Annotated in this window: 15 protein-coding genes; 13 read left to right on the top strand and 2 right to left on the bottom strand. The window is 44.0% G+C overall.

From position 1 onward, the window contains the following. Nucleotides 1–2: 2 nt before the first annotated feature. From AC23N5_RS00640 to AC23N5_RS00605, 8 genes are read left to right on the top strand one after another with little or no spacing between them, the layout of a single operon-like run. Entirely contained in the window at nucleotides 3–521 is a 519-nt protein-coding gene (locus AC23N5_RS00640; RefSeq protein WP_487754122.1) for a hypothetical protein, read from the top strand. Nucleotides 522–523: 2 nt separating this feature from the next. Beyond that, a complete protein-coding gene (locus AC23N5_RS00635; protein WP_183972060.1) occupies nucleotides 524–1,066 on the top strand; it encodes a DUF420 domain-containing protein in 543 nt (180 codons plus the stop codon). A gap of 21 nt (nucleotides 1,067–1,087) precedes the next feature. Then, nucleotides 1,088–1,366 carry a hypothetical protein gene (locus AC23N5_RS00630; RefSeq protein WP_487754121.1) on the top strand — a complete coding sequence of 93 codons (279 nt, stop codon included), beginning with the start codon at nucleotides 1,088–1,090 and terminating at the stop codon, nucleotides 1,364–1,366. A 24-nt stretch (nucleotides 1,367–1,390) separates the two neighbouring features. Then, nucleotides 1,391–2,254 (top strand): peptide chain release factor N(5)-glutamine methyltransferase, encoded by an 864-nt coding sequence (gene prmC, locus AC23N5_RS00625; protein ID WP_183972058.1) that lies wholly within the window; start codon nucleotides 1,391–1,393, stop codon nucleotides 2,252–2,254. Between the two features lie 24 nt (nucleotides 2,255–2,278). Beyond that, nucleotides 2,279–2,986 carry a LolA family protein gene (locus tag AC23N5_RS00620; RefSeq protein ID WP_487754120.1) on the top strand — a complete coding sequence of 236 codons (708 nt, stop codon included), beginning with the start codon at nucleotides 2,279–2,281 and terminating at the stop codon, nucleotides 2,984–2,986. 9 nt (nucleotides 2,987–2,995) lie between these two features. Next, nucleotides 2,996–3,454, top strand: a complete 459-nt coding sequence (gene yidD, locus AC23N5_RS00615; RefSeq protein WP_487754119.1) for a membrane protein insertion efficiency factor YidD — start codon at nucleotides 2,996–2,998, stop codon at nucleotides 3,452–3,454. Beyond that, nucleotides 3,451–4,293: a hypothetical protein gene (locus tag AC23N5_RS00610; protein ID WP_487754118.1), complete on the top strand. Its 843-nt coding sequence runs from the start codon at nucleotides 3,451–3,453 to the stop codon at nucleotides 4,291–4,293. Before yidD ends, AC23N5_RS00610 begins: the two co-directional genes overlap by 4 nt. Beyond that, a complete protein-coding gene (locus AC23N5_RS00605) occupies nucleotides 4,238–5,110 on the top strand; it encodes a hypothetical protein (RefSeq protein ID WP_487754117.1) in 873 nt (290 codons plus the stop codon). The genes AC23N5_RS00610 and AC23N5_RS00605 overlap by 56 nt, the downstream gene beginning before the upstream one ends. 36 nt (nucleotides 5,111–5,146) lie before the next feature. On the opposite strand, the gene AC23N5_RS00600 is transcribed toward AC23N5_RS00605, so the two are convergent. Then, nucleotides 5,147–5,590 (bottom strand): TM2 domain-containing protein, encoded by a 444-nt coding sequence (locus tag AC23N5_RS00600; RefSeq protein ID WP_164490112.1) that lies wholly within the window; start codon nucleotides 5,588–5,590, stop codon nucleotides 5,147–5,149. Between the two features lie 84 nt (nucleotides 5,591–5,674). Beyond that, complete coding sequence (locus AC23N5_RS00595; protein ID WP_487754116.1) at nucleotides 5,675–6,202, bottom strand: hypothetical protein; 528 nt, start codon at nucleotides 6,200–6,202, stop codon at nucleotides 5,675–5,677. 313 nt (nucleotides 6,203–6,515) lie between these two features. On the opposite strand from AC23N5_RS00595, the gene cmk reads away from it, so the two are divergent. The 5 genes from cmk (at nucleotide 6,516) to AC23N5_RS00570 (ending at nucleotide 24,045) form a co-directional block, all read left to right on the top strand. Next, nucleotides 6,516–7,223 (top strand): (d)CMP kinase, encoded by a 708-nt coding sequence (cmk, locus tag AC23N5_RS00590; protein ID WP_487754115.1) that lies wholly within the window; start codon nucleotides 6,516–6,518, stop codon nucleotides 7,221–7,223. Continuing rightward, on the top strand, nucleotides 7,220–8,299 hold the full coding sequence (locus AC23N5_RS00585) for an NAD(P)/FAD-dependent oxidoreductase (protein ID WP_183972052.1): 1,080 nt from the start codon (nucleotides 7,220–7,222) through the stop codon (nucleotides 8,297–8,299). Before cmk ends, AC23N5_RS00585 begins: the two co-directional genes overlap by 4 nt. A 44-nt stretch (nucleotides 8,300–8,343) precedes the next feature. Beyond that, the gene (locus AC23N5_RS00580) at nucleotides 8,344–11,553 is read left to right on the top strand and encodes a hypothetical protein (protein ID WP_487754114.1); all 3,210 of its coding nucleotides are present in this window, start codon (nucleotides 8,344–8,346) and stop codon (nucleotides 11,551–11,553) included. Between the two features lie 468 nt (nucleotides 11,554–12,021). Beyond that, on the top strand, nucleotides 12,022–12,288 hold the full coding sequence (locus tag AC23N5_RS00575) for a hypothetical protein (protein ID WP_183972050.1): 267 nt from the start codon (nucleotides 12,022–12,024) through the stop codon (nucleotides 12,286–12,288). Nucleotides 12,289–12,357: 69 nt separating this feature from the next. Further along, a complete protein-coding gene (locus AC23N5_RS00570) occupies nucleotides 12,358–24,045 on the top strand; it encodes an SdrD B-like domain-containing protein (protein ID WP_487754113.1) in 11,688 nt (3,895 codons plus the stop codon).

Here is a 24,045-nt window from a genome sequence, read left to right as displayed (position 1 = left end):
CGATGCAAAAGTATATAAAAGCCGGAATGCTGACCTTGGTGTTGGCATTACCGGCTTTCATTGTTTTATTCTTACATAGCTTTGGTGAAAATCACTTTGAGCTACCCTATTTTGTCCCCGCAGTTGATGCTGCTGGAAAGCCAATTTTAAACGGAAAAGATACCGTTTTTTATCAGGTTCCATCGGCTGCCCAAGGGACGATAAAAGTTGTTGGATTCTTCCATCCAGATAGTGATGCGGTAGTAAGACAGCATTTTGACAGGGCAAAAAAGCTATTTGACAAAGAAGCAAGCTTTAGTGTGGAGAAAGGAACTCCCGAACTACTGATAGATACGTACAAGCTTGGTAATTTAAAAAATGGGAAATCAAAACAAACCATTCCCTACAACGAACAGTTGGTGTTAGTGGATAAACAAGGCTATATTCGAGGTTTTTACAATGGTAAAGATGAGAAGGATGTAGAACGTTTGGTGACCGAAATAAGCGTACTGTTAGATATCTATCAAAAAAAGGAAAAATAAGTATGTCAACTATCACTGTTCCGCAAAATAAAAAATTCAATCAGTGGATCAACATAATCGCCGTTGCGATTCCCGTTGTGGTCGCTATTTTGTTGAATCCAAGTATCCCAAAAGTGAACTTGGGCGAGTGGACAAAAATATTACCTCACGTCAATGGAGTGATTAATTCTCTCACGAGCGTGTCGTTACTTGCTGGGTTTTATTTCATCAAGCGTAAAAATATCGCCGCGCATCGGGTTATGATGACCATTTCCTTTTGTTTAGGGGCACTTTTCTTGGTGAGCTACGTCTTATATCATTTATCGAACGAATCTACCGTCTTCGGAGGCGAAGGAATCATTCGTCCAATTTATTATTTCTTGCTCATTACGCATATCACGCTTTCGATTGGGGTCGTGTGGTTTGTGCTACGCGCAGTATATTATGCGTTTAGCAATCAGATAGACCTGCACAAGAAAGCTGTCAAATGGGCGTTTCCTATTTGGCTCTATGTCAGTATAACGGGCGTAATCGTTTATTTAATGATTTCGCCTTACTATCAATAACCGATATTAATCAACAACACTATGAAAAAGTATGGTATTCTTTTAGTGGTGATGCTCCTGTTTGTGGTAAGCACTGACGGGGCGTTTGCTCAATGTGCCATGTGTAAAGGGGCGGTTGAAACCAATATGAGCACTGGAAAAAACGTGATTGGAAATGGCATCAACATAGGCATCGCTTATCTGTTTGTTTTTCCCTATCTAACGGTGGCTGTGATTGCTTATTTGTGGTACCGAAATAGTCGTAAAGCCTTAGAACAAAAAATGGCGCTACAGGCACGTATGCGCGAAGTGCTTAAATAAAACCAACACGTGTCGAAGAGCTCTATGTATTCCTCAGCCAAACCTCTTTTTGATTATATCGTTCAAAACATAACTGCGTATCCTCACAAGGAAGCGAGGGCCATGGCATTTATGCTGATGGAACATTTCTTACGGCTTCGCAACGTGGATGTGCTCGTAGATAAGCCTATCCCCGCCAATGCTTCGCAGCCTGACTGGGATACCATCGTCAAACGTTTAAACCAAAGTGAGCCAGTACAACACATCATCGGTTCGACGTATTTCTGCAATTTGGAGTTTAAAGTATCGCCGTCGGTGCTTATTCCTCGTCCAGAAACCGAAGAATTGGTGCGGTTGATTGTCAAGGATTGTTATTGGGAGGAAAACCCCGTTAAAATCGTTGATATTGGCACAGGAAGCGGCTGTATTGCAATTGCGCTCGACCGATTTATGTCGTTTGCCAAAGTGTGGGGTTGGGATGTGTCGGAAGATGCCTTGGCGATTGCGCAAGAAAATGCCCACCGTTTGTTGTCAGAAGTAACGTTTGAAAAATACGATATTTTAAGAGAAGACACTTTCGCGGGTGAGTTTGATTGTGTGGTGAGTAATCCGCCCTACGTGACTTATTCCGAACAGTCGAGCATGGAGCCTAATGTATTGCGTTTTGAGCCGCATTTGGCGTTGTTTGTGGAAGATACCGATCCCTTACTTTTTTATCGTGCCATCGCCGATTTTTGCCTCAAACACCTGAAAAAAACGGGTGCTTGCTACGTCGAAATCAACGAACATTTTGGACAGGCAACCAAGCAACTTTTCTTAGAAAAAGGCTTTGTTAAGGTTGATGTCATTCAGGATATGTACGGAAAAGACCGCATCGTGAAAGCAAAGTTGTCGATAGAGGGTCTGTAATACTACATCGGTTTTTGTTTAAAAATGAGTATCCCAGTGAGTTATTGGAAATTATTTGTAGCGTTTTTCGTTGTAAATCAGCTTGTTGCTCAAAGCGTACGTAAAGTTAGTGCAACGATGACAATGCGCACGGCCCACAAAGGAAAAACCATCAATACCCGTGCTGAATTGTGTTACGCAACTTCTGGGCGGATGGTCACGCTTTTTCCTAAACCTGCTGAATTGTACGTCTTTAACAACTCCAACGGCGAAATTAAGGTTTTTGACCCCACTAAAAATACGGTATTGCAGCAGCAAAACGCGACTTATAGTACCGAAACAACCCAGTTTTTCTATTTTCTACATAATCGGAAAGCAGATTTGGGGTTGTCGAGCATGGGGTTTTCGTTGAGCCAAACAAAGTTTGAAGATGGCCTTATGATTTCGACTTGGAAATCACCTACGCCGATGGCAAAAAGTATCAAACGCGTTGAATTGGTACACAAAGGGCAGAACCCTATTTTTATGAAATACATAGACCCCTCCGAACGGACGATAAAAAAGGTCTATTACTACGAATATACCAAACTAGGAAGCGTTGATTTTCCGCAGACAATCACGCAGATTGACTACGTAACTGCCAGGGATTCGATTATCACCAAAACGGCCTATGGCGCATTAAAAATCAATGAGCAAGTAACTTCTACCTTGCTTGATTTTGTGATTCCTGCTAACGCGAAGATTCTCAAATAACGTTGTTGGATGGCTAACAAGACCAGAAATATACTCCTGTGCGGAATGCTGTTGTTGGCTTGTACAATGGGCCAATTGCGGGCGCAGGTGTCAGACCTAGAGCTGCTGGCTGAATCTGGATCGGCCCCAACGGTTTCGTTTGGGAAGGTAGAAAAGCCCAAGCTATCCCCTTTCTTGCGTTATAATCCTGTTTATTGGTTGCTCAATGGCGCATTGACAGGCTATCAAAAAGTAATTTCACCCCAAATATCAGCCGATTGCCTTTACGAATTATCTTGCTCGCGTTTTAGCAGGGTGGCGATACAAGAATTTGGCGTTTTTAAAGGCATTGCCCTCACTGCCGACCGAATTTCACGCTGCAACCGTGTGGCTGCCACAAGCATTGAATTGCTCCGAATCAATATGCAGACAGGGAAAGTGGTGGATACGCCCGCTATGTATCGGATAACCCCCAAAAAGACTCCATGAGGTATTTGAAAGAATGGATATGTATTGGGTTGGTAGTAGGGCTAGGCTTGGCAACGATGGCGCAGCAAACCCAATCGTCGGATTCACTTTTTTTGGAATATTTGCTGGAAAAAAAAGCGTATAACGATGTCCTCAACTGGACAAAATACCGAAAAGCATTTCCCTATTATCGGGGTTTGGCTTATTACAATCAGCTTCAGCTTGATTCCGCTATTTCTTGCTTCCGTCAGCTTCCTGTCATACATCCCCATTTTGAAAAAGCTCGCTTTTTGGAAGGAATTGGGCATACGTTTTTAAAACGTTATGACAAAGCACAAGTGGCATTGACGGATTTTGTCCCCAAAGATTCGTTGTTTATTGCTTTGCAAAATTTCCAGTTGGCGGGAGTTGCATTGCTGAAAAGAGACACAGCAGGCTTTGTAAGGCGCCAAAAGTCCTTCACAGGGCATTATTTCGCATTTAGTCAAGAGGAAGACAACCTCGAAAAAAACTACCGTCAGATTCGGACACATCGACGCAAATCTCCTTGGGTGGCGGGGATGATGTCGGTGGTGATTCCTGGAAGTGGGAAAATATACGCTGGAAAAACGGGGCAGGGAATTATTACATTCATTCAAAATGTAGCGCTAGGGGTTCAAGCCTACGAGGCATATCGCCGCGATGGATGGAAAAGTCCTCGCTTTTTGATTTATGGAGGATTGTTTTCTTTCTTCTACGTGGGCAATGTGTGGGGAAGTGCGTTAAGCGTGCATGTACGACGACAAGAATTTAATGATAAGGTGAATGAACAGATTCTATTCAATATGCAAATTCCTATTCGTACTGTGTTTAATCAGTAGGGAAGGACTTACGCAGTCGCCTGATAGTCTGATGGCCCAACAAAACTATGGGCTGGCGGCGGTGTTGTATGAGAAACAAATTTTTGAATTGACCCAATCAGCCTTGTCGGAAGATTCACTTCGGCAAACGTATAATCAATTGCTTACCCGAAAGATTCAGGCGCAAAAATCTGAGCGCAGTTTTGAAGATGCTTGGCAAACCGCCCAACGTTTTGATTTGAGCGAACCAGATAATTCCATTGCTTTTCGGATGCGGTATGAAACTATTTTGTGCGGGTATTTGGCCCAGCACTACAACGAGACGTACGGGCTGTTGCAACAAACCAAGTTTTATACCCAAGATTCACTGCTTTCAGAATCGCTGCAGGTAATAGAAATCTTCACGTTGAATGAACTAGAGCGCTGGACAGAGTCTAAAGCCGTATTTCAGCAATATGCCGCGCGTAAGGGCCTAAACATAAATGCGGACGAGCTGTATAAGTTTTTGAAGAAAAAGCCTAAGAATCCAGATAAAGCCCAATTGCTGTCGTTCTTGATGCCAGGGCTGGGGCAGGTGTATGCAGGGTATCCTAAGGAAGGAATAGTTTCGTTAGGCTTACAAGCCATTGCCCTCGGATTTGGGGTGTATCACGTCTGGCACAAGTATTATTTTATTGGCTTTTTTACGGGTGCAGGAATGTTTCAAACGTTCTATTTTGGAGGAGGGCGCAGGGCGGCCATCATGGCAGAAACAACCAATAAAAAGCGAAAAGCCGCTAATAACCAGCGAATACGAACGGTGGTGATTGGGGCAGAAACAAAAAAGGGAAGTGAGTAACTCACTTCCCTTTTTTGTTAACTTGTTCTGTTTTGCTTAGTTGGCAAACATGAAGAACTTCTTGTTGTTGACGTACTTGTCAAAATTCTTCTCTTCAATTACTTCTAAGAGAAGAACAATCCAGTCAATCAAAGCAACAATACCCAAACCACCGCAGGTAAGGATATAGCCAACGATAACCCCACCAGCAGTTCCAAGGTAAGCACGGTGGATACCTAAGAAACCAACTACCCATGCCAAAATAAATGCAACAACTGGTTTTTTGTCACCTGCCATTACTTTTGTCATTTCGTTTCCTTGGCCCATTAGGCTTTCAAGCGCTGTGGCAGCTTGTTCAACGTTTGCTACGTCCAACTGATCGCCTGAGTTAAGCGTTTGTTCAACAGAAACTGCATCAACATAATACTCAGCAGTAGTAGCGTGGCTCTTTGTAACAAGAAGTACAGCAAAGCAAAAAACAAGTGCAAATAGTTTTTTCATAAAATTACTTGGAGGTTTAAAGTTCGATTACGTCCCAAAAATAACCTATGAGACGTAATCAACAAATGGACAATGAAAGATTTTTTAAAATTTAAACGAAATACCTGCTTGAAGCGATGAACCACCCGAGCCCAATTCAGCAAAACCAGATAGATTATTCGTGAATTGGAAGCCAGCGCCTACACGTGCCAACAATCGAATAGAACCATAAGACGAGTCAATGCCACTGCCGTACCAGTAGTCATAAGGATAAGTAACGTGGCGGTAAAGAACTCCACCAGCTACGTAAAGATCAAATTTGTCGTCTTTCATGTTAAGAACGCGATTCAAGTGATACGCAGCACGTGGGCCGATGTTGATTTCGTTATAGCTGTAACGCACACCCAAAGCAGCACCGATAAGACCAGTATTAGGGCGTTCATAAGAGGCAAACAAACCTACGCCGAGGTCGTCCATGATACCGTATTCTACCGATGCGTTGGCACCAATAGAACCAAGGCCAACGCCAATGTTGACTTTCTTATCACCTTTTGAGAATTGGGCTAATGAAGATGTGGAGGCACAAAAGAAAGCTGTGAGTGCCAATAATGAAGATAATAACACCTTTTTCATGGTAAATTGTAATTTATGGTTGTAAAACGCTTCAAAGAAAACACAAAAAAAGTTTGCTTGCATAAATAGGATACCGAAAATTATTATTCGGTATTTTTTTATGCTTTTTACCGAGCATGGAACGTAAATGTACAAAAATGAAATACGTAAATACAATGACTTTTGTAATTTTAATGTACAGAAAACTAGCCAATATGCGTAAAAATGTACCGATGAAAAGAAAAGGAAACTGACAAAATTCATTTTACCACAAAACGGTGGAGTGGGATAGGGCATTCTGCGTATCTTTGCCCCAACTATATTAATCTGTTTCATGCCAAAAATTATTATTGCTGTTGACGGCTATTCGAGCTGTGGAAAAAGCACTACGGCCAAAGGGGTAGCCGCCTATCTGGGCTATGCGTACATTGATACGGGGGCGATGTACCGCGCCGTTACGCTTTATTTTATGACGCAACATGTCACATTGACCAACCCCAAGGAAGTCGCCAAAGCACTGGAAAATATCAAAATAGATTTTAGACGAAACCCCGAAACAGGCCGCAATGAAACTTATCTGAACGGACTGAATGTGGAAGACGAAATTCGTAAATTGTACATTGCCAACTGGGTAAGTGAAGTGAGTGCGGTGTCGGAGGTGCGCCGTGCGATGGTGGCCCAGCAGCAACGAATGGGTAAAGCCCGTGGTGTAGTCATGGACGGGCGTGACATAGGCACCGTGGTGTTTCCTGATGCTGAGCTGAAAGTATTTATGACCGCCGAGCCCGAAATCAGGGCGGAGCGTCGTCAAATTGAATTATTGGCCAAAGGAGAAATGTTGGACCTTGACGATATTCTTCAAAATATAAAAAAACGAGACCACATTGATACCACGCGTAGCGATAGCCCACTCCGTCAGGCGTCGGATGCCGTAAGTGTTGATACGTCGTTTATGACGCTTGACGAACAAATAGATTTGGTAACACAATTGGCAGATGAACGCATAAGCCGTTCGATGCGAAAAAGAACAAACGCTTCATGAAAGCCGATTACTTAATTGTAGGGCAGGGGATAGCTGGTTCGGTCTTGGCTTGGACGTTGGAGCAACGAGGCTATCGAGTCGTCATTATTTCAAGTGCTGATTTGCCAACGGCGTCCAAAGTTTCAGGAGGAATCTTTAATCCGATTACTGGGAAGAAATTGGCACGTACTTGGAAGGTCGAGGAGATTTTTCCGTATGCACGTACATTTTACCAGGAAATGGAAGAAACGTTCCAAACGGAGTTAGTTCACTTGTGTGATGTATATCGCCCGTTTCGCTCCATTGAAGAACAAAATACGTATTTGGCCCAAACCGCCGATCCCAACTTGGCGAAGTATGTAGCTGCGGAGGCAAATGACGAAAAATTTGCTCCATTTATCGAAAATCAGTACGGAGGACTCCAAATTACGCATTCGGGCTGGGTCGATTGTCCTGAGATGCTTGAAAAAATAAAAGCGTATTTTGTTGAAAAAAGTCAATATTTGGTCGAAAATTTCGATTACAATAGCATTGTTTTTCAGGAAAATAGCGTGATTTACAAAGAATGGGAGATTAAAAAAATACTATTTTGTGAAGGCTATGAAGCGCTTCAGAATCCATTTTTTAATTGGCTGCCGTTCAATCCTGTAAAAGGACAGACGCTGATAACGCACGTAGAGGGCTATTCGATTGAAGAAATTGTGAACCAAGGAACGTTTATTCTGCCCATCGACAAAAAAGGAAAATGTCGATTTGGGGCAACTTATACCTGGCATGATTTGAATTGGGAAACAACTGAGGACGCTCGTCAGTTTCTAATAGATAAGATAGGTGTATATTTCAAAAAACCATATACCATTCTTGAACAGCAAGTCGGGATTCGTCCGTCCACCAAAGACCGTCGGCCATTGGTAGGGATACATCCAGAGCATCCTCAATTGGGGATTTTCAACGGGCTTGGAACAAAAGGCGTAACACTCGCTCCCTTTTTTGCCTCCCAATTTGTGAATTTTTTAGAATTAGGTGAAGAATTGGACCCAGAGGTGAATATTACGCGCGTTTTTTCGTTATATTTTCGTTCTAAATCAAGTCAATAATTGACTCACCCTGAAAGTTATTGGCAGACAACAGTTTCGATTCTATGAAAAGGTGTTCTATTTTTCGGATTTTTTGGATTGGACTTATCCTTTGTGGAGCAATCGCACAAGGCCATGCCCAAAACTATCCTTCGCAAGAGCAATTTGGTAAAAACCGAGTTCAGTATCAGAGATTTGATTGGAAAATCCTCAAAACCAATAACTTTGAGATTTACCACTACGGAAATGGAACGCCCTTGGCGACCTTGGCTGCCCAATATGCGGAGTCAGAAATAGATCGTATCACGGAGGTATTGGGTTATACGCTCTATAACCGCATCAAAATCTTCTTGTATAATTCTCCTCAAGAGCTTTTGCAAAGCAATATGGGGATGGCCAATAGCTCCGATTTAAGTGAAACAGAGCTAAATCTCGCCAAATCTCGCTTAGAAATTGCATTTACGGGCGACCAAATCAGTTTTAAAAAACAGCTCATTAGAGAAGTTTCGAGGCTAGTCGTATATGATATGTTGTACGGCGGAAGCCTTAAAGATGCCCTACAAAGCTCGCTGTTATTGACCCTGCCAGATTGGTTCATGTCAGGAATCGCTGCCTATATCGCCGATGGTTGGAGTACCGAATTGGACGATTATATGCGCGATGCTATTGTGAATCGCCAGATGAAAAAACCTTCTTTATTGACTGGAACGGAGGCAACGATTGTTGGACAATCCATCTGGAACTACATTGCTGAACGATACGGGAAAGACAATATTTCTAACATTTTAAACCTTACCCGTATTATTCGTACCGAGCAAACAAGTGTAGCCAGTACCCTTGGGGTATCGTTTACCAAGTTTCTGAAAGATTGGCGTGATTTTTATTCCAACATGGCCACGACAGTGAGTGCAACCAACAAAGAACCGACGGGCGATTGGCGGGAAGAATTGGATTTGCCGCTGGGAGGGTTAGCAAACTCTGTACGATTAAGCCTTGATAATCAGTATGTAGCGGTTACAAATCGGAAAGAAGGAAAATACACAGTAGAGGTTATCAATGTCGAAACAAAAGCAAAAACGACCATTCTCAAAGGGAAATATTCACTGGAGAAAAAATCATATTTGAGCCGTGTTCCGCTCGTTGCTTGGAGTCGAAACAATGGGTTAGCAATTATTACGGAAGAAAATGGACGCGTATTTTTGGAGATTTTTGACATCCTAGAAAAAGGAAAATACAAGCTTCGGATGAGCCGCGAAATTAGGGGCATTAACCAAGTCACGGACTTTGATATTTCTAACGATGGCTCAACATTAGCCCTCAGTGCAGATAGCCGTGGACAAAACGACTTGTATTTGTTTAGCGTGGGTAGGGCTTCATTGTTACCGCTTACCAGCGACCTGTACGACGACAGAACGCCTCATTTTGTAGCAGGTTCTTCAACAAGAGTGGTATTTACGTCTAACCGAATCAAGGACTCTCTTTTAATTTCAGATAAAGGCTCATACAAAACGGTAAAGGATAAAATGGCATTGTTTGTTCATGACGGGAACCCGCGTGCGCAAACAGTATCCCGTATTGTTGATTCTTTGGGGATAATTTCTAGTCCACGTACATCAGATGAGAATACTTTTTATTTCTTGTCTGATTATAAAGGTATCACAAATTTGTATCGCTATGAGTCAGATATAAAGAAATTGACTCCCCTCACCAACTTCAATCAAAACATTCGGGATTACGATTATTTGCTTACATCGGGGGCGTTTACAAGTTTAAATTGGACCAAAGACCACGAATCGGTCATCTACCAAAAAACACTGTCGTCGTTGTCAAATGACTCAGCACCAACACCTCGAATGCAGAGTATGGCGGGGATGTCGGTGTATAAAACTGAACTGCGTAACAACCCCGCGGCGGATGCTAGCTTGATTGCTCAAATGGCTAACCCTCGTAAAATGCAACTAGACTCAGGAGAGGTTGATACGGATAATTATGAGTTTGATGCAGATGTATTAAAAACCTTTGAGTATCGTCAACGTAGAGGGACTGCCGTGACGAGTGCTGCCAACTTACCCGTGCGCAATAGAAGACGTGAGAACATTACCATCAAAGGTCCCATTACGTACAAGAGTTTGTTTATCAGTAACGATGCTACCTCCGATTGGCGAATAGATCCCATCCGTGGTTTTGGGTTTTCACAATCCCTAACGATGAACGATTTGCTTGAAAACCACATCGTTAAGGCTGGGTTTTTCTTAGGATTACTCAATTTTAGAACCAATAATCTTTGGGCAGAATACAGTAATTTAGCGCACCGAATTGATTTCACCGCTCGGGTGGATCGGCAAAGTTTGTACGTACAACCGCCCGCAAGTCAGAAGTATAGATACAATCGTGTGGCTGTAACGGCCGCTTACCCGTTCAATAATTTTGCCAGAGTAGCAGTGACTCCTTTCTTTGCTGAGTCTCGATTATTGGATGTGAGTAATATTGCAGCAGCGGATGTTACTTCTACTTACTTAGGAGCAAGGGCTGAGTTTGTGTATGATAACTCTCGCATCAATGGCATGAACATGATGGAAGGCACGCGCTTTAAAGTACGCTACGATTGGTTTGGCGGAGTTTCGGGTACGAAAGGTTTTAATCGCTTGGCCATTGATTTACGGCATTATCAGAAAATTCACCGTGACCTCATTTTTGCGACCCGCCTTTCATTTGCCCATTCGGGTGGGCGCTCACCCAAACAAAGTGTCATGGGTGGAATGGAAAACTGGACGGGAAATAATCAAGAAGGAAGGTCGGTAAATCCGCTGGCAGTGGGGCTAAGTAGCTCGTTGATTCCAATTGATAATAGGGATATATTTTTTGTAGAATTGGCTACAAATTTAAGAGGGTTTAATTTTAATAAAGTATCAGGGACTACCCATGTACTCTTTAACGGCGAGCTACGGATGCCGCTTGTGAAATACTTTTACCGCGGGCCAATTACGTCCAATTTCCTTCGTAATTTCCAACTTGTCGGATTTACCGATGTGGGTACTGCATGGACGGGAAAATGGCCGTTTAATCGTCAAAATAGTTTAAATACGGAGATAGTTCGCTTAGATTTCTTTAGTGCTACTGTCAACAATTTCCGTAATCCTTTTATGGTCGGATATGGTTTAGGGGCAAGAACGATGTTGTTTGGTTTCTATGTTAAGTTCGACTACGCATGGGGGTTAGACAACGGAGAAGTAAACAAAGCGATTCCTTATCTGACACTTGGTTATGATTTTTAGGATAGTAATTCTACCAACAAAAAAGCCGGGCGAGAAGCCCGGCTTTTTTGTTGGTAGGGAGGTACTTAAACGGCATATTTTTATGGTTAAATAAGCCAAATTAGCACATTTGAGCCGTTTTGGAGTAGTAAAAAAATGGTTTTGTTGGCACGGTTTTAGCTAAACTCAGTGTATAGTTTCAAACTTGAAATAGTTATTTAAAATATTAAAAAAATTAAATATTGTAGTGTTTGCTTTTTTTTGTAATATTTATTGTTAAGTGCCTGTAAAACAAACACTTATTGCGGTAGTTTAAAACTCTTCTGTGCGATTGTTGACTTTGGCATAATTTTAGATACTTTCTGAGTGGGATAAACCCCCAATTGTAGTTAGTTCAGAGGAGTTATTTTCTGGCGGTAGTATTCTACTGGAATACCACTTACTTCTGACTAAATATAATATACCGAAATCACATAATCACCGTGACCGATGAGTGCAACATTTACTAAAGTCCAGCACCTAGCTACGCTTCCCATTCAGGTGGGAATGAGTCGCATTCTGAGTACTTTTTTGGGCAACACAATGGTTTGCTTGGAGATGCTTACTTTTAGAAGAAAAAAGGAGGATGGGCATAAAGTGACAGATTGGAGGACTTACCGTCCTAAACTCTCAGCGGGAGGACAAGGTGCTGTATGGGTTAATTCTGTAAGGATAGACCAATACTACCATTTACCAGGCGCGTCGCCACCACCCTAAAGTATTTTCATTAAGTTAATAGTAAATACCCCAAAATTTTTATACTTTCAATCAATTATTTTGCAGACTATGAGTCAGTTATCCATTTCTCCTCCTCAGAATAAGCAGCGTGTTCTGGGGACGCGTTTCGACGAAAAGTCGAGACGATGGGTATCTACCTCCCCGCCATTGACGGAGGAGGAGGTAAAAGGCTATGAACCAATAGGATATGTTGGTTCGGCTGTCCCGAAAAATCGCATGCTGAAGCCCATTAAGTCATTGATGGGAATGCTTATGTTAGTGCTAGTTACTGCCATTTCAGCAGTAGCTCAGGTAGCACAAAAAACAGTAGATGTTAAACTTACCAAGCAGGTTAGTGTTTCTCAACCTACCATTGGTCAATCTATCAAGTTTACGATCTACGCCAAAAACGACGGACCAGACGCTGCTACGGCTGTCGTGGTGAAGGACATCTTCCCATCGGGAGGTGCAACCCTCACTGGAAACTCTCCTGCTGCAGGAACAACATTCGACGCTGTAACAGGGTTGTGGAGTATTCCCACCATCAGTGCTGGAGATTCTGTTAAACTTGAGTTAACAGGAACAGTTACTGGTCGAGGTGTTTACTTCAACATCGCGGAAGTGATGTCAATGGGTGCGAATCAGGAAGATGCTGATTCAGACCCGGGCAACGGTGTTTTAGGGGAAGATGATTACGCAACGGCCTGTTTCTCAGTGCCGCTTTTGTGGTATCCGGGCGATGAGTACACAGTTGCTCTCGCTGTGCCAGGGTATTCAAACCTAACATGGACAAAAGTAGGCAAAGGCCCAATTACTGGTGCCGCGGCTGATAGTGCCTCTGTAAGTGGTGATACCTTAATTATTAAAGGTACAGGACGTTTTTCATTTACGGCACAGGTCAATACTTGTCCCGCTACTGGATGTTGTGAAATTATCGTGATTCCAGGGCCACTTGGAAGCATTGGTGATTTTGTATGGAAAGATGTGAATGATAATGGTATTCAAGATTCGGGCGAAGCTGGTGTAAACGGCGTTCGTGTGATTCTTTGGAGCGCCGTAAATGGTGTGCCAACAACACCACTTGATTCAACCCTGACAACGACAAACCCTGCCGATAATACAAAAGGCGGGTATTATAGTTTCACAGGATTGGTAGCTGGTGATTACATTGTTCAAATTGACAAGTCAACGTTGCCAACAGGTTGTATTTTAAGTACTAAAGTCAATCAAGGTGGTGATGATACCAAAGACAATGATTTTAACGCAACGACAGGCATTAGCCAAGTTATTACGTTAGATCCAGAACAAGGTGGCATATTAAAGGATAACCCAACTGTTGATGGTGCATTGTTTAGCCCACTTGGTAGCATTGGGGATTACGTTTGGAAAGATACCAATAACAATGGTATCCAAGATGACGGCAATACAGGTGTAAATGGTGTTAAAGTAGTTCTATTCCAAAGAAATCAAGGAGGAACTTTAGTAGCAGTAGATACAACTACCACTGCAAACAACCCATCGGGAGGAAATCCTGGTTGGTATTCGTTTGAAGGGTTGTCAAAAGGAGATTATCAATTGAAAGTATTGGTGGGTACGTTGCCAGCAGGTTGTGTGTTGAGCGACTCTACTAATAAAGGAAGTGATGATACCAAAGACAACGACTTTAGCCCAACGACTGGACTTAGCCCAATCATTGCACTTGACCCAACGTTAGGTGGAATTAATAAGGATAATCCAACGGTCGATGCCGCATTGCGCAACTTGTTGGGTAGCATTGGAGACTATGTTTGGAAAGACACAAACAATGACGGTATCCAAGATGCTTCTGAAACAGGAGTCAATGGGGTGAAAGTGATTTTGTGGAGTGCCAACTCAAGCGGTTTGCCAGTTTCTAAATTAGATTCAATGGTGACTGTAACAAACGCTGGCAAGATGGGTTATTATACATTTAATAACTTAGTCAAAGGTGATTACATCGTTCAGATTGTAACAAGCACCTTGCCTGAAGGTTGTGTGTTGAGCACGAAAGTGAATCAAGGTGGTGATGATACTAAAGATAGCGATTTCAATCCAACATCAGGCTTGAGCCCAGTTGTGAAGATTGATCCTGCTTTGGGTGGCATCAGCAAAGACAATCCTACAATTGACGGTGCATTGTTTAGCCCACTTGGCAGCATCGGCGACTTTGTATGGAAAGACTTGAACGACAATGGTCAGCAAGACAGCGGTGAACCAGGAGTGAAAAATGTACGCGTTATATTATATAAAGGTAGCGGCAACACATTCTCTCCAATTGATACGGTTTACACAGGCATTAGCGGAGACTATCTCTTTACTAACCTAGCAGGTGGTTCTTATCAAGTAGTGTTTGACCCAACTAGCTTGCCTGATACTTGTCAGTTGAGCTTGAATCAGAATGTGGGTTCAGATGTAACGGATAATGATGCCAACCCTGTAACAGGACGCACAGCAACCATTGTGATTGATCCAACCAAAGGTGGTATCGATAAAGACAATCCAACGGTTGACGCCGCAGTTACATCGTTCGACCTAGCGTTGACGAAGTCATTGGCAGCGGGTCAAAGTGCAAACGTAACGCCAGGCGATTTGGTAACGTTTACGTTGACAGTGAAGAACGAAGGTTCGATGATTGCGACAAATGTCGTATTGTCAGATTCATTGCCAGTAGGCATGACGTTGGCAGATGCAGATTGGACAGCAGCGGGTCAGATTGCGACGTTAAACACAGCGATTGCAGGCCCATTGGCACCAGGTGCAACAGCTTCGGTTGACATCACAGTACGCGTAAATGCAAACTTCACAGGAACAAGCCTAACGAACTACGCGCAGATTAAAGACGCGAAAGATAAGAATGGCAATACTGTGAAAGATAAGGATTCGACGCCAGGCAACGGCTTCACCCGTGGTGAAGACGATGATGACGACGAGCCAATTCAAGTGACACCACTTGGAAGCATTGGAGACTTTGTATGGAAAGATCGCAATGACAATGGTCAGCAGGATGCAGGAGAGCCAGGCGTGCAAAACGTGAAGGTGATTTTGTGGACAGGCAACGCGAACGGCCCAGTATCGAAGAGAGATTCAGTGTTGACAGGTGTAAATGGACAATATTTGTTCAGCAACTTGCCAGTAGGAACGTACTATGTACAGTTTGACACGAAGAGCTTGCCAGACACATGTCAGCTGAGCTTGCGTCCAAACACTGGTTCAGATGTAACAGATAGTGATGCAAATCCTACAACTGGCTTTACAGGCGCAGTAGTATTGACACCTGAGAAACGCAGTGATTTGACAGTAGATGCAGGTTTGACATCGTTCGACCTAGCGTTGACGAAGTCATTGGCAGCGGGCCAAAGTGCAAACGTAACGCCAGGCGATTTGGTGACGTTTACGTTGACAGTGAAGAACGAAGGTTCGATGACAGCGACAAACATCGTATTGTCAGATTCATTGCCAGTAGGCATGACGTTGGCAGATGCAGATTGGACAGCAGCGGGTCAGATTGCGACGTTGAACACGGCGATTGCAGGCCCATTGGCACCAGGTGCAACAGCTTCGGTTGACATCACGGTACGTGTAAATGCAAACTTCACAGGAACAAGCCTAACGAACTACGCGCAGATTAAAGACGCGAAAGATAGAAATGGCAATACTGTGAAAGATAAGGATTCGACGCCAGGCAACGGCTTCACCCGTGGTGAAGACGATGATGACGACGAGCCAATTCAAGTGACACCACTTGGAAGCATTGGAGACTTTGTATGGAAAGATCGCAATGACAATGGTCAGCAGGATGCAGGAGAGCCAGGCGTGCAAAACGTGAAGGTGATTTTGTGGACAGGCAACGCGAACGGCCCAGTATCGAAGAGAGATTCAGTGTTGACAGGTGTAAATGGACAATATTTGTTCAGCAACTTGCCAGTAGGAACGTACTATGTACAGTTTGACACGAAGAGCTTGCCAGACACATGTCAGTTGAGCTTGCGTCCAAACACTGGTTCAGATGTAACAGATAGTGATGCAAATCCTACAACTGGCTTTACAGGCGCAGTAGTATTGACACCTGAGAAACGCAGTGATTTGACAGTAGATGCAGGTTTGACAACGTTCGACCTAGCATTGGCTAAGTCATTAGCAGCGGGTCAGAGCGCAAACGTAGCTCCAGGCGATTTGGTAACGTTTACGTTGACAGTGAAGAACGAAGGTTCAATGACAGCGACAAACATCGTATTGTCAGATTCATTGCCAGTAGGCATGACGTTGGCAGATGCGGATTGGACAGCAGCGGGTCAGATTGCGACGTTGAACACGGCGATTGCAGGCCCATTGGCACCAGGTGCAACAGCTTCGGTTGACATCACGGTACGTGTAAATGCAAACTTCACAGGAACAAGCCTAACGAACTACGCGCAGATTAAAGACGCGAAAGATAGAAATGGCAACACTGTGAAGGATAAGGATTCGACGCCAGGCAACGGCTTCACACGTGGTGAAGACGATGATGACGACGAGCCAGTATTCTTGGCACCTTGTCCAATTCCGCCAACTCCAACATGTACGGGTACAATTACGAATGACTGCCCAGAGGTTTGTGTGAACTTAATGGCACATATCTCAAGCGATATTCGTACGCCTGGTGGTAAGTTTGAGTGGCGCACAGGCCCACGCCCAACTGATCCATTGGTTGCTGATCCAACAAAAGTATGTGCTTCTGGTAAATACTATTTGTTTGAAGTAGCTGCTTGTGGTGTATATAGCAATGGTGCGTTGGCTGAGGTAACGATTAAGAGATGTCCAGCTGATTTGAGTTTGGCTAAAACAGTTAGCAACAAAACGCCAAATCAGAACGATAACGTTACTTATACTATTAAAGTAACTAACAGTGGGCCGTCAAAAGCTACCAATGTAGAAGTAACAGATACATTGAAAGCTGGATTGCAGTACGTATCAGGTGATGCTGCATTTACATTGACAGGTTCAGTATTGACTGGAAAAATTGCTCAAATTGATTCTGGTGCAACTGTTTCACTTTCGTTTGTAGTAAAAGTAACTGGTTCAGGAACCATTAAGAACTTTGCTCAAGTAAGCAAGTCTGACCAACCTGATCCTGACTCAACTCCAGGCAACGGTACAGGTACACCGAAAGAAGATGATGAAGATGATGAGGTTATCACCGTGAAAGTACCATGTGTCATTCCTCCAACACCAACTTGTGGTGGCATGGGCGAAAATACATGTCCTAACGAGTGTGTTGACTTGACTAGCTTCATCCACAGTGAAATTCGCACTGAAGGTGGACGTTTCGAATGGTACACTACTTTTGACCACAAACCTGGTACACAAGTAGCTGATCCAACGAAAGTATGTACATCAGGCGAGTACTTCTTGTTTGAAGTAGCTAAATGCGGTGAGTATAGCAATGGTGCATTGTTGAAACTTACAATCAAGCCTTGTATTAAATTCACTGACTTAGCAGTGGCAAAATCAGTAGTAGAAGCAGGTCCTTATACAGTTGGTCAAACAATTACGTACAACGTGGTTGCTTCTAACAATGGCCCAGTAAACGCTACAAGTGTAACAGTAAGCGATGTATTACCAGCGTCATTGACGTTTGTAAGTGCAGATCCAGCTGCTGAGTACAATGCTGCTTCTGGTGTTTGGACAATCGGAAACTTGGCAAATGCTGCAAACCGTACGTTGAAAATCCGTGCAACAATCAACGCTGTTGGTACAATTACTAACACGGCGATTGTGAAGAGCCCAGACAACGACCCAAGCAAAACGTCTAATGACACGTCAAGTGTGACGATTAAAGTGGATTGCGTGAAACCAGAACCACCAATCTTGGCATGTGCTACTACGAATATCTGTCCAAGTGAAAGCGTAGAAATTCATGCAGTAGGTTGTGCAGGTGGAACCATCCTATGGTCAAACGGCGCAACAGGTTCTAGCATCACTGTTAGTCCAGTAACTACTACTACTTACACGGCAACATGTAAGAAAAATGGTTGCGAAAGCGTGCCATCAAACGTAATCACGATTTATGTAAATACACCAACGACGCCAACAATCACAGTAAGTCCTTCGACGACTATCTGTGCTGGAAGCTCGGTTGTATTGACAGCTGCTAATTGTGCAGGTACACTTTACTGGAATACAGGTGCAACAGGCGCTCAAATCACAGTAACACCAGGCACGACGACAACTTACACTGCTTATTGCAAAATCGGTAAGTGTGAAAGTCCAAAAGCAAGTGTAACAATCACTGTAACACCAGGCGGTCCAACACCAGAGGTTATTTGTAGCACAGACAAAGTTTGTCCAGGCGAAAGCGTAACACTCGAAGTGAAAAACTGCACGGGAGTTGTAGAATGGTCAACGGGCGAAACTGGTCCAGCGATTGTAGTAACACCATCTACAACAACTGCTTACTGGGCAGTATGTAACAATGGTGGATGTAAGTCACGCTCGAAAGACTACGTGATTACTGTAACTCCAATTTCGGCACCGACAGTAACAGCTAGTTCAAGTGCAGTTTGTAACGGCTCAAGCGTAACCTTGACTGCCGCAGGTTGTGCAGGAACTGTATTGTGGTCAAATGGCGCATCAGGTGCAAGCATCGTGGTGACACCAGCTTCTACAACTACTTACACTGCCACTTGTACAGTAGGTAAGTGCGTAAGCGCTCCATCTGCTCCAGCAACAATCACAGTAGGTAACCCAACTGCACCAACAATTGCAGCGGAACCAACGTTGATTTGCGCAGGCCAGAGCACAACGCTTACAACAAGCAGCACTTGTGAAGGTACAATCGTTTGGTCAAACGGTTTGACTGGAAGCTCAATCGTAGTAAGCCCAGCTTCTACAACAGAGTACACAGCGGTATGTAAAGTAGGTACTTGCGAAAGTGCTAAATCAAATAAAGTGAAGGTAACTGTAACAACAGCGGGTGCAGCACCAACCGTAGTTGCTTCTAACACAAGCATCTGCGCAGGTGAAAGCTCAGTACTCACAGCTTCAGGATGCTCAGGCACATATGTGTGGAGCACAGGAGCAACGGGTGTAGCAAGCATTACAGTATCTCCAGCAACGACAACGACTTACACAGTTTCTTGCCGCGTAAATGGTAAGTGCGATAGCGCACCAGCAAGCGTAACAGTAACAGTAGGTCAAAACGCAACGGCGCCAACAATCACCGTAAGCCCATCATCAACAGTATGTGCGGGTACGAAAGTGAAGTTGACAGCAGCAGGATGTAACGGTGGAACAATCACTTGGAACACAGGAGCTACAGGTTCAAGCATCGAACCAGTAGTAACAACGACAACTACTTACACAGCAATCTGTAAAGTAGGTAAGTGTGAAAGCGCTCCAGCTACGGCTACTGTAACAGTAGTACCTGCGCCAGAGAAACCAGTGGTAATTTGTAGCACTGACAAGCTCTGCCCAGGTGAAAGCGTAACACTTGAAGTGAAAAACTGTGCAGGCATAGTTCAGTGGTCAACAGGTCAAACAGGCCCAGCTATCGTAGCTACACCTACTGTAACTACTACTTATACTGCCATCTGTAAAGTAGGTGAGTGCTCAAGCCCAGTATCGGCTGATTACACCATCAAGGTGATTCCAGTAACACCTCCAACCGTGACAGTAGCACCATCAAGCATCAAGCTAGGTGAGTCTTCAGTGTTGACTGCAACAGGTTGCGAAGGCGAAATCACTTGGTCGAATGGTCAGACGGGAGCAAGCATCGTGGTATCACCAACTTCTACAACTTCTTACACAGCAGTATGTAAAGTAGGCGTATGCGTAAGCTCGGCATCAGTTCCTGTAACAGTAACTGTGAAGACTTGCACAGCACCAGTAATTGCTGCAAATGCTGCGGTTGTTTGTGAAGGTACGCCAGTATCGCTTACTGCAACTGGTTGTGAAGGTGGTACAATCAACTGGTCAAACGGTGCAACTGGAAGCAGCATCACTGTTAATCCAGTAGGTACAACTACATACACAGCTGTATGTCAGAAAGGTGATTGCACAAGCGAAGCATCGAATGCCTTGACTGTGGTCGTTACAAAAGTATATGCACCAACAATCTTGGTATCGAATACATTGATTTGCAAAGGCGAATCAGTAAGCTTGAAAGCGTCAGGTTGTGAAGGAACAGTAGTATGGTCAAATGGAGCTACAGGTAGCGCAATTACCGTAACGCCAGAAACAACTACTACTTACACGGCCACATGCAAAGTAGGTAACTGTACTAGCTCGGCTTCTACACCAATCACAATTACGGTTGGCAAACCAGAAGCTCCAGTGATTACAGCATCGAAAACAAGCTTGTGCTTCGGTGAGTCAGTAACGCTCTCAACAACGAGCCAGTGTAATGGATACATCCAATGGTCAAATGGCCAAATTGGAAGTTCAATCACGATTGTTCCAGCGGCAAGCACCATTTATGTAGCATACTGCTGCAACAATGAAGCTTGTAAGAGTGTAGCATCGAACCCAGTGAACGTCTCAGTAGCGCCGAAAGTAACAACTCCAGTGGTCGTAAACATCGCCAATGTTTGCCCAGTGAAGACGGTTGATTTGGCAACGGCTGTTAAGAACTACACGGCAGGTTCGGGTCTAGTACTTGAATTCCGTAAAGGAAATACACCAAGCTCACCGTTGGTAGAAACCCCATCGGCAGTAGGTGTAGCAGGTACTTACTACGCATTCTTCCGCTCAACAACAGGCTGTTATAGCGAAGGTGTGGCGATTTACGTACAGATTTCATCTTGCGAAACAACGCCATGCGAAACTAATCCAGCTACGGCGGATGCAGGTGCAGATGCTTCAATCTGTGCGGCTCTTGAATACAAACTCGATGGTAAGATTGGTGGTGTAGCGACAAGCGCGGTTTGGACAACAAACGGTACGGGTCGTTTCAGCAACGCTCTTGCACTTGATGCAACTTATTATCCATCGTTGGAAGACTTGATTAAGGGTGACGTAATACTCACCCTTACCACCAACGATCCAGACGGTGACGGTAAGTGTGTTGCAGGTAAAGATGCCTTGAAGTTGGTGTTTGAAGGTATCAAATTCAGACCTCAAATCATCGTAAACGGTACGCTTAAAGCAGATACATTGCCACAAACAATTACTATCTGCCAAGGCGACACCGTGAAATTGAAAGCAAGCGAAGAAGGCTATCAAGTGAAATGGTTTAAGGATGGTAAAGTGTTGTTCCCTGCCTCTGATGGTATCAGACAGTGGAATGTGACTGAGCCAGGTACTTACTCTTACGCCTTGGTGGACGCTAAACGTTGCTGCTCAGTGAACTCCGCTTACATTACAGTAGTAGTGAAGTCGGTACCAACGCCAATCGTGAAAAACATGCGTAATACTTGCCCAAGTACTACCGTGGATTTGACAAAAGCGATTGAAGGTGGTTCAAACTACACGACGGAATTCCGTTCGGCAGCCGAACGCCTTTGCACTTGCTTGGTCGGAACACCAGAAGCAGTTGGAGCTGGCACTTACTACATCTACTACAAGAAAGATGGATGCTACAGTGCACCAGCCGCAGTTGAAGTGAAAATCTTTGACTGTGCTACTGACACGCTTCGTTCAGATGTAAGCATTGCAAAAACGGCTAACAAGTCGGTTGTAAGCTTAGGTGAGCAAGTAACGTATAAAATTGTAGTGAAAAACGGTGGCCCTCATACAGCAACTAACGTGGATGTACGTGACGTGATGCCAGCTGAACTTGAAGTGGTTTCTACTTCAGGAATGACAGCATCAAACGGTACACTTACAACACGCATTGCAACGTTGGCATCGGGAGATTCGGCTACATTGACTGTCGTAGCGAAAGCAATCAAAGCAGGTAACCAAGTGACCAACAAAGCCTTGATTACGTATGCTGACCAAGTTGACCCAGCTACTTCAAACAACCAATCTTCAGTAAGTATCGTAGTAAGCGATGGTACAGTTAGCCCAGCTATCGGTGTTGCGCTTGCGGTTGATAAAATCACGAAGAAAGGTGAAGGAAGCGATGAAAGCTACGACGTAACGTACAAGATTACAGTTAAAAACGTAGGAAATGTGCCACTTACGAATGTAGCAATTGCGGATAGCTTAACTAGTAAGATTGGCGCACCAGCTACGTTTACCGTAGTGGGCGCACCAGCAGTAGCTAGTGGAAGCACGTTGGTTCCAAATGCCAACTACAACGGAACGACTGATAAGAACATCTTAGGTACTGGAAGCGCACTTGCAGTAGGTGCAGAAGAGGTGATTACAGTAGTTGTAAATATCAAGCCTAACGGCAACTACGGACCGTTTGCTGGTAATGTAGTAGCAAGTGGTGATGGAAGCGGAACACCAGTATCTGATGTGTCAAACAAAGGTACAGTGGTGGATGCCCCAGCGAGCACTTCTACAGCAGTACGTTTCGATTTGCCAAGTACCTTGATTGGTTTGTCTAAGTCAGCAGGTTCACCAGTATTGCTTGAAAATGGAACTTTCAAAATTCCATACACAATCACTGTGACGAACTTGGGTACAAATGACCTTGCAAAGGTTCAAGTAAAAGACGACTTAGGTCTTACATTTGGAAACAAAGCGGCGATTATTGGTAAGCCACTTGTAACTGCCGACGAAGGATTCGCAGTAGAATCTAACTACACAGGTCAAGGGCTTCTTACAAACATGTTGGTAGATTCGTTGAGCTCATTGCCAAAAGGTGCGTCTCGCAAAATCAACCTTGCAGTAATTGTATCGTTGTTCAACCCTGATTCGGTAACAACGTTCAATAACATTGCGATTGGTTCGGCACTCACCCAAGCAGGGGTTGCAACGTCGGATACGTCAACGGTAGGTTCAAATGCTGACCCTGACAATGACCTTGATCCACGTAACAACAGCGAATCGACACCAGTATCGCTTAACTCGACTCCAGGTAAAGGATTGCTTGGTTTGGCGATGTCAATCAAAGATACCTTGCGCAAAGGCGACGGTAGCTTGAACATCACTTACCGTGTCATCCTCAAAAACTACGGAACGGGTACATTGACGAACGTTCAGGTATCAGACTCATTGTCGAAAGTATATGGCTCATTGACTGGCGCAAGCTATCAATTGGTTGGTACACCAACGGCAAATGATTCAAGCACACTACGTATCAACCCTGACTTTGATGGTCTTCGTGATGTTAATCTCTTGATTGCAGAACAAAGCCGTTTGGCAGGTGGACGTACTGACTCGTTGTTCTTCACAATCAATGTGACAACGGATGGACGTTTGACTCCTTACCAAAACCGTGCTCTTGGAACGGCCCTCGCTGGTCAAACTACGGTAACAGACTTGTCAACAAACGGTCTGAACCCAGATTTGAACAACGACAACGACCCAACAGGGGCAGCAGAGTCTGAGTTTACTCCAATTGTGATTCCTTCGGATGGCGGTATGTTTATCCCAGAAGGTTTCTCACCAAACGGCGACGGTATCAATGATAAATTTGTCATTCGTCACCCATCTGGCACGAAGATTGTATTAGAAATCTATAACCGCTGGATGAATTTGGTGTATCGTAACAACGATTATAACAACGATTGGGAAGGTACATCAAACGTAGGTATTGGAACAAGTAATCAGAGCATCCCTGCTGGAACTTACTTCTACAACGTAGTTCTGATTGACCAAAACGGCGGCGAGATTAAGAAGTCAAGTCGATTTATGACCATTAACCGCTAA

This window comes from Runella sp. R5_40, assembly GCF_057652295.1.
Note: the sequence above shows the minus strand (reverse complement) of the source record. Positions and strands in the feature narration are given on the sequence as shown.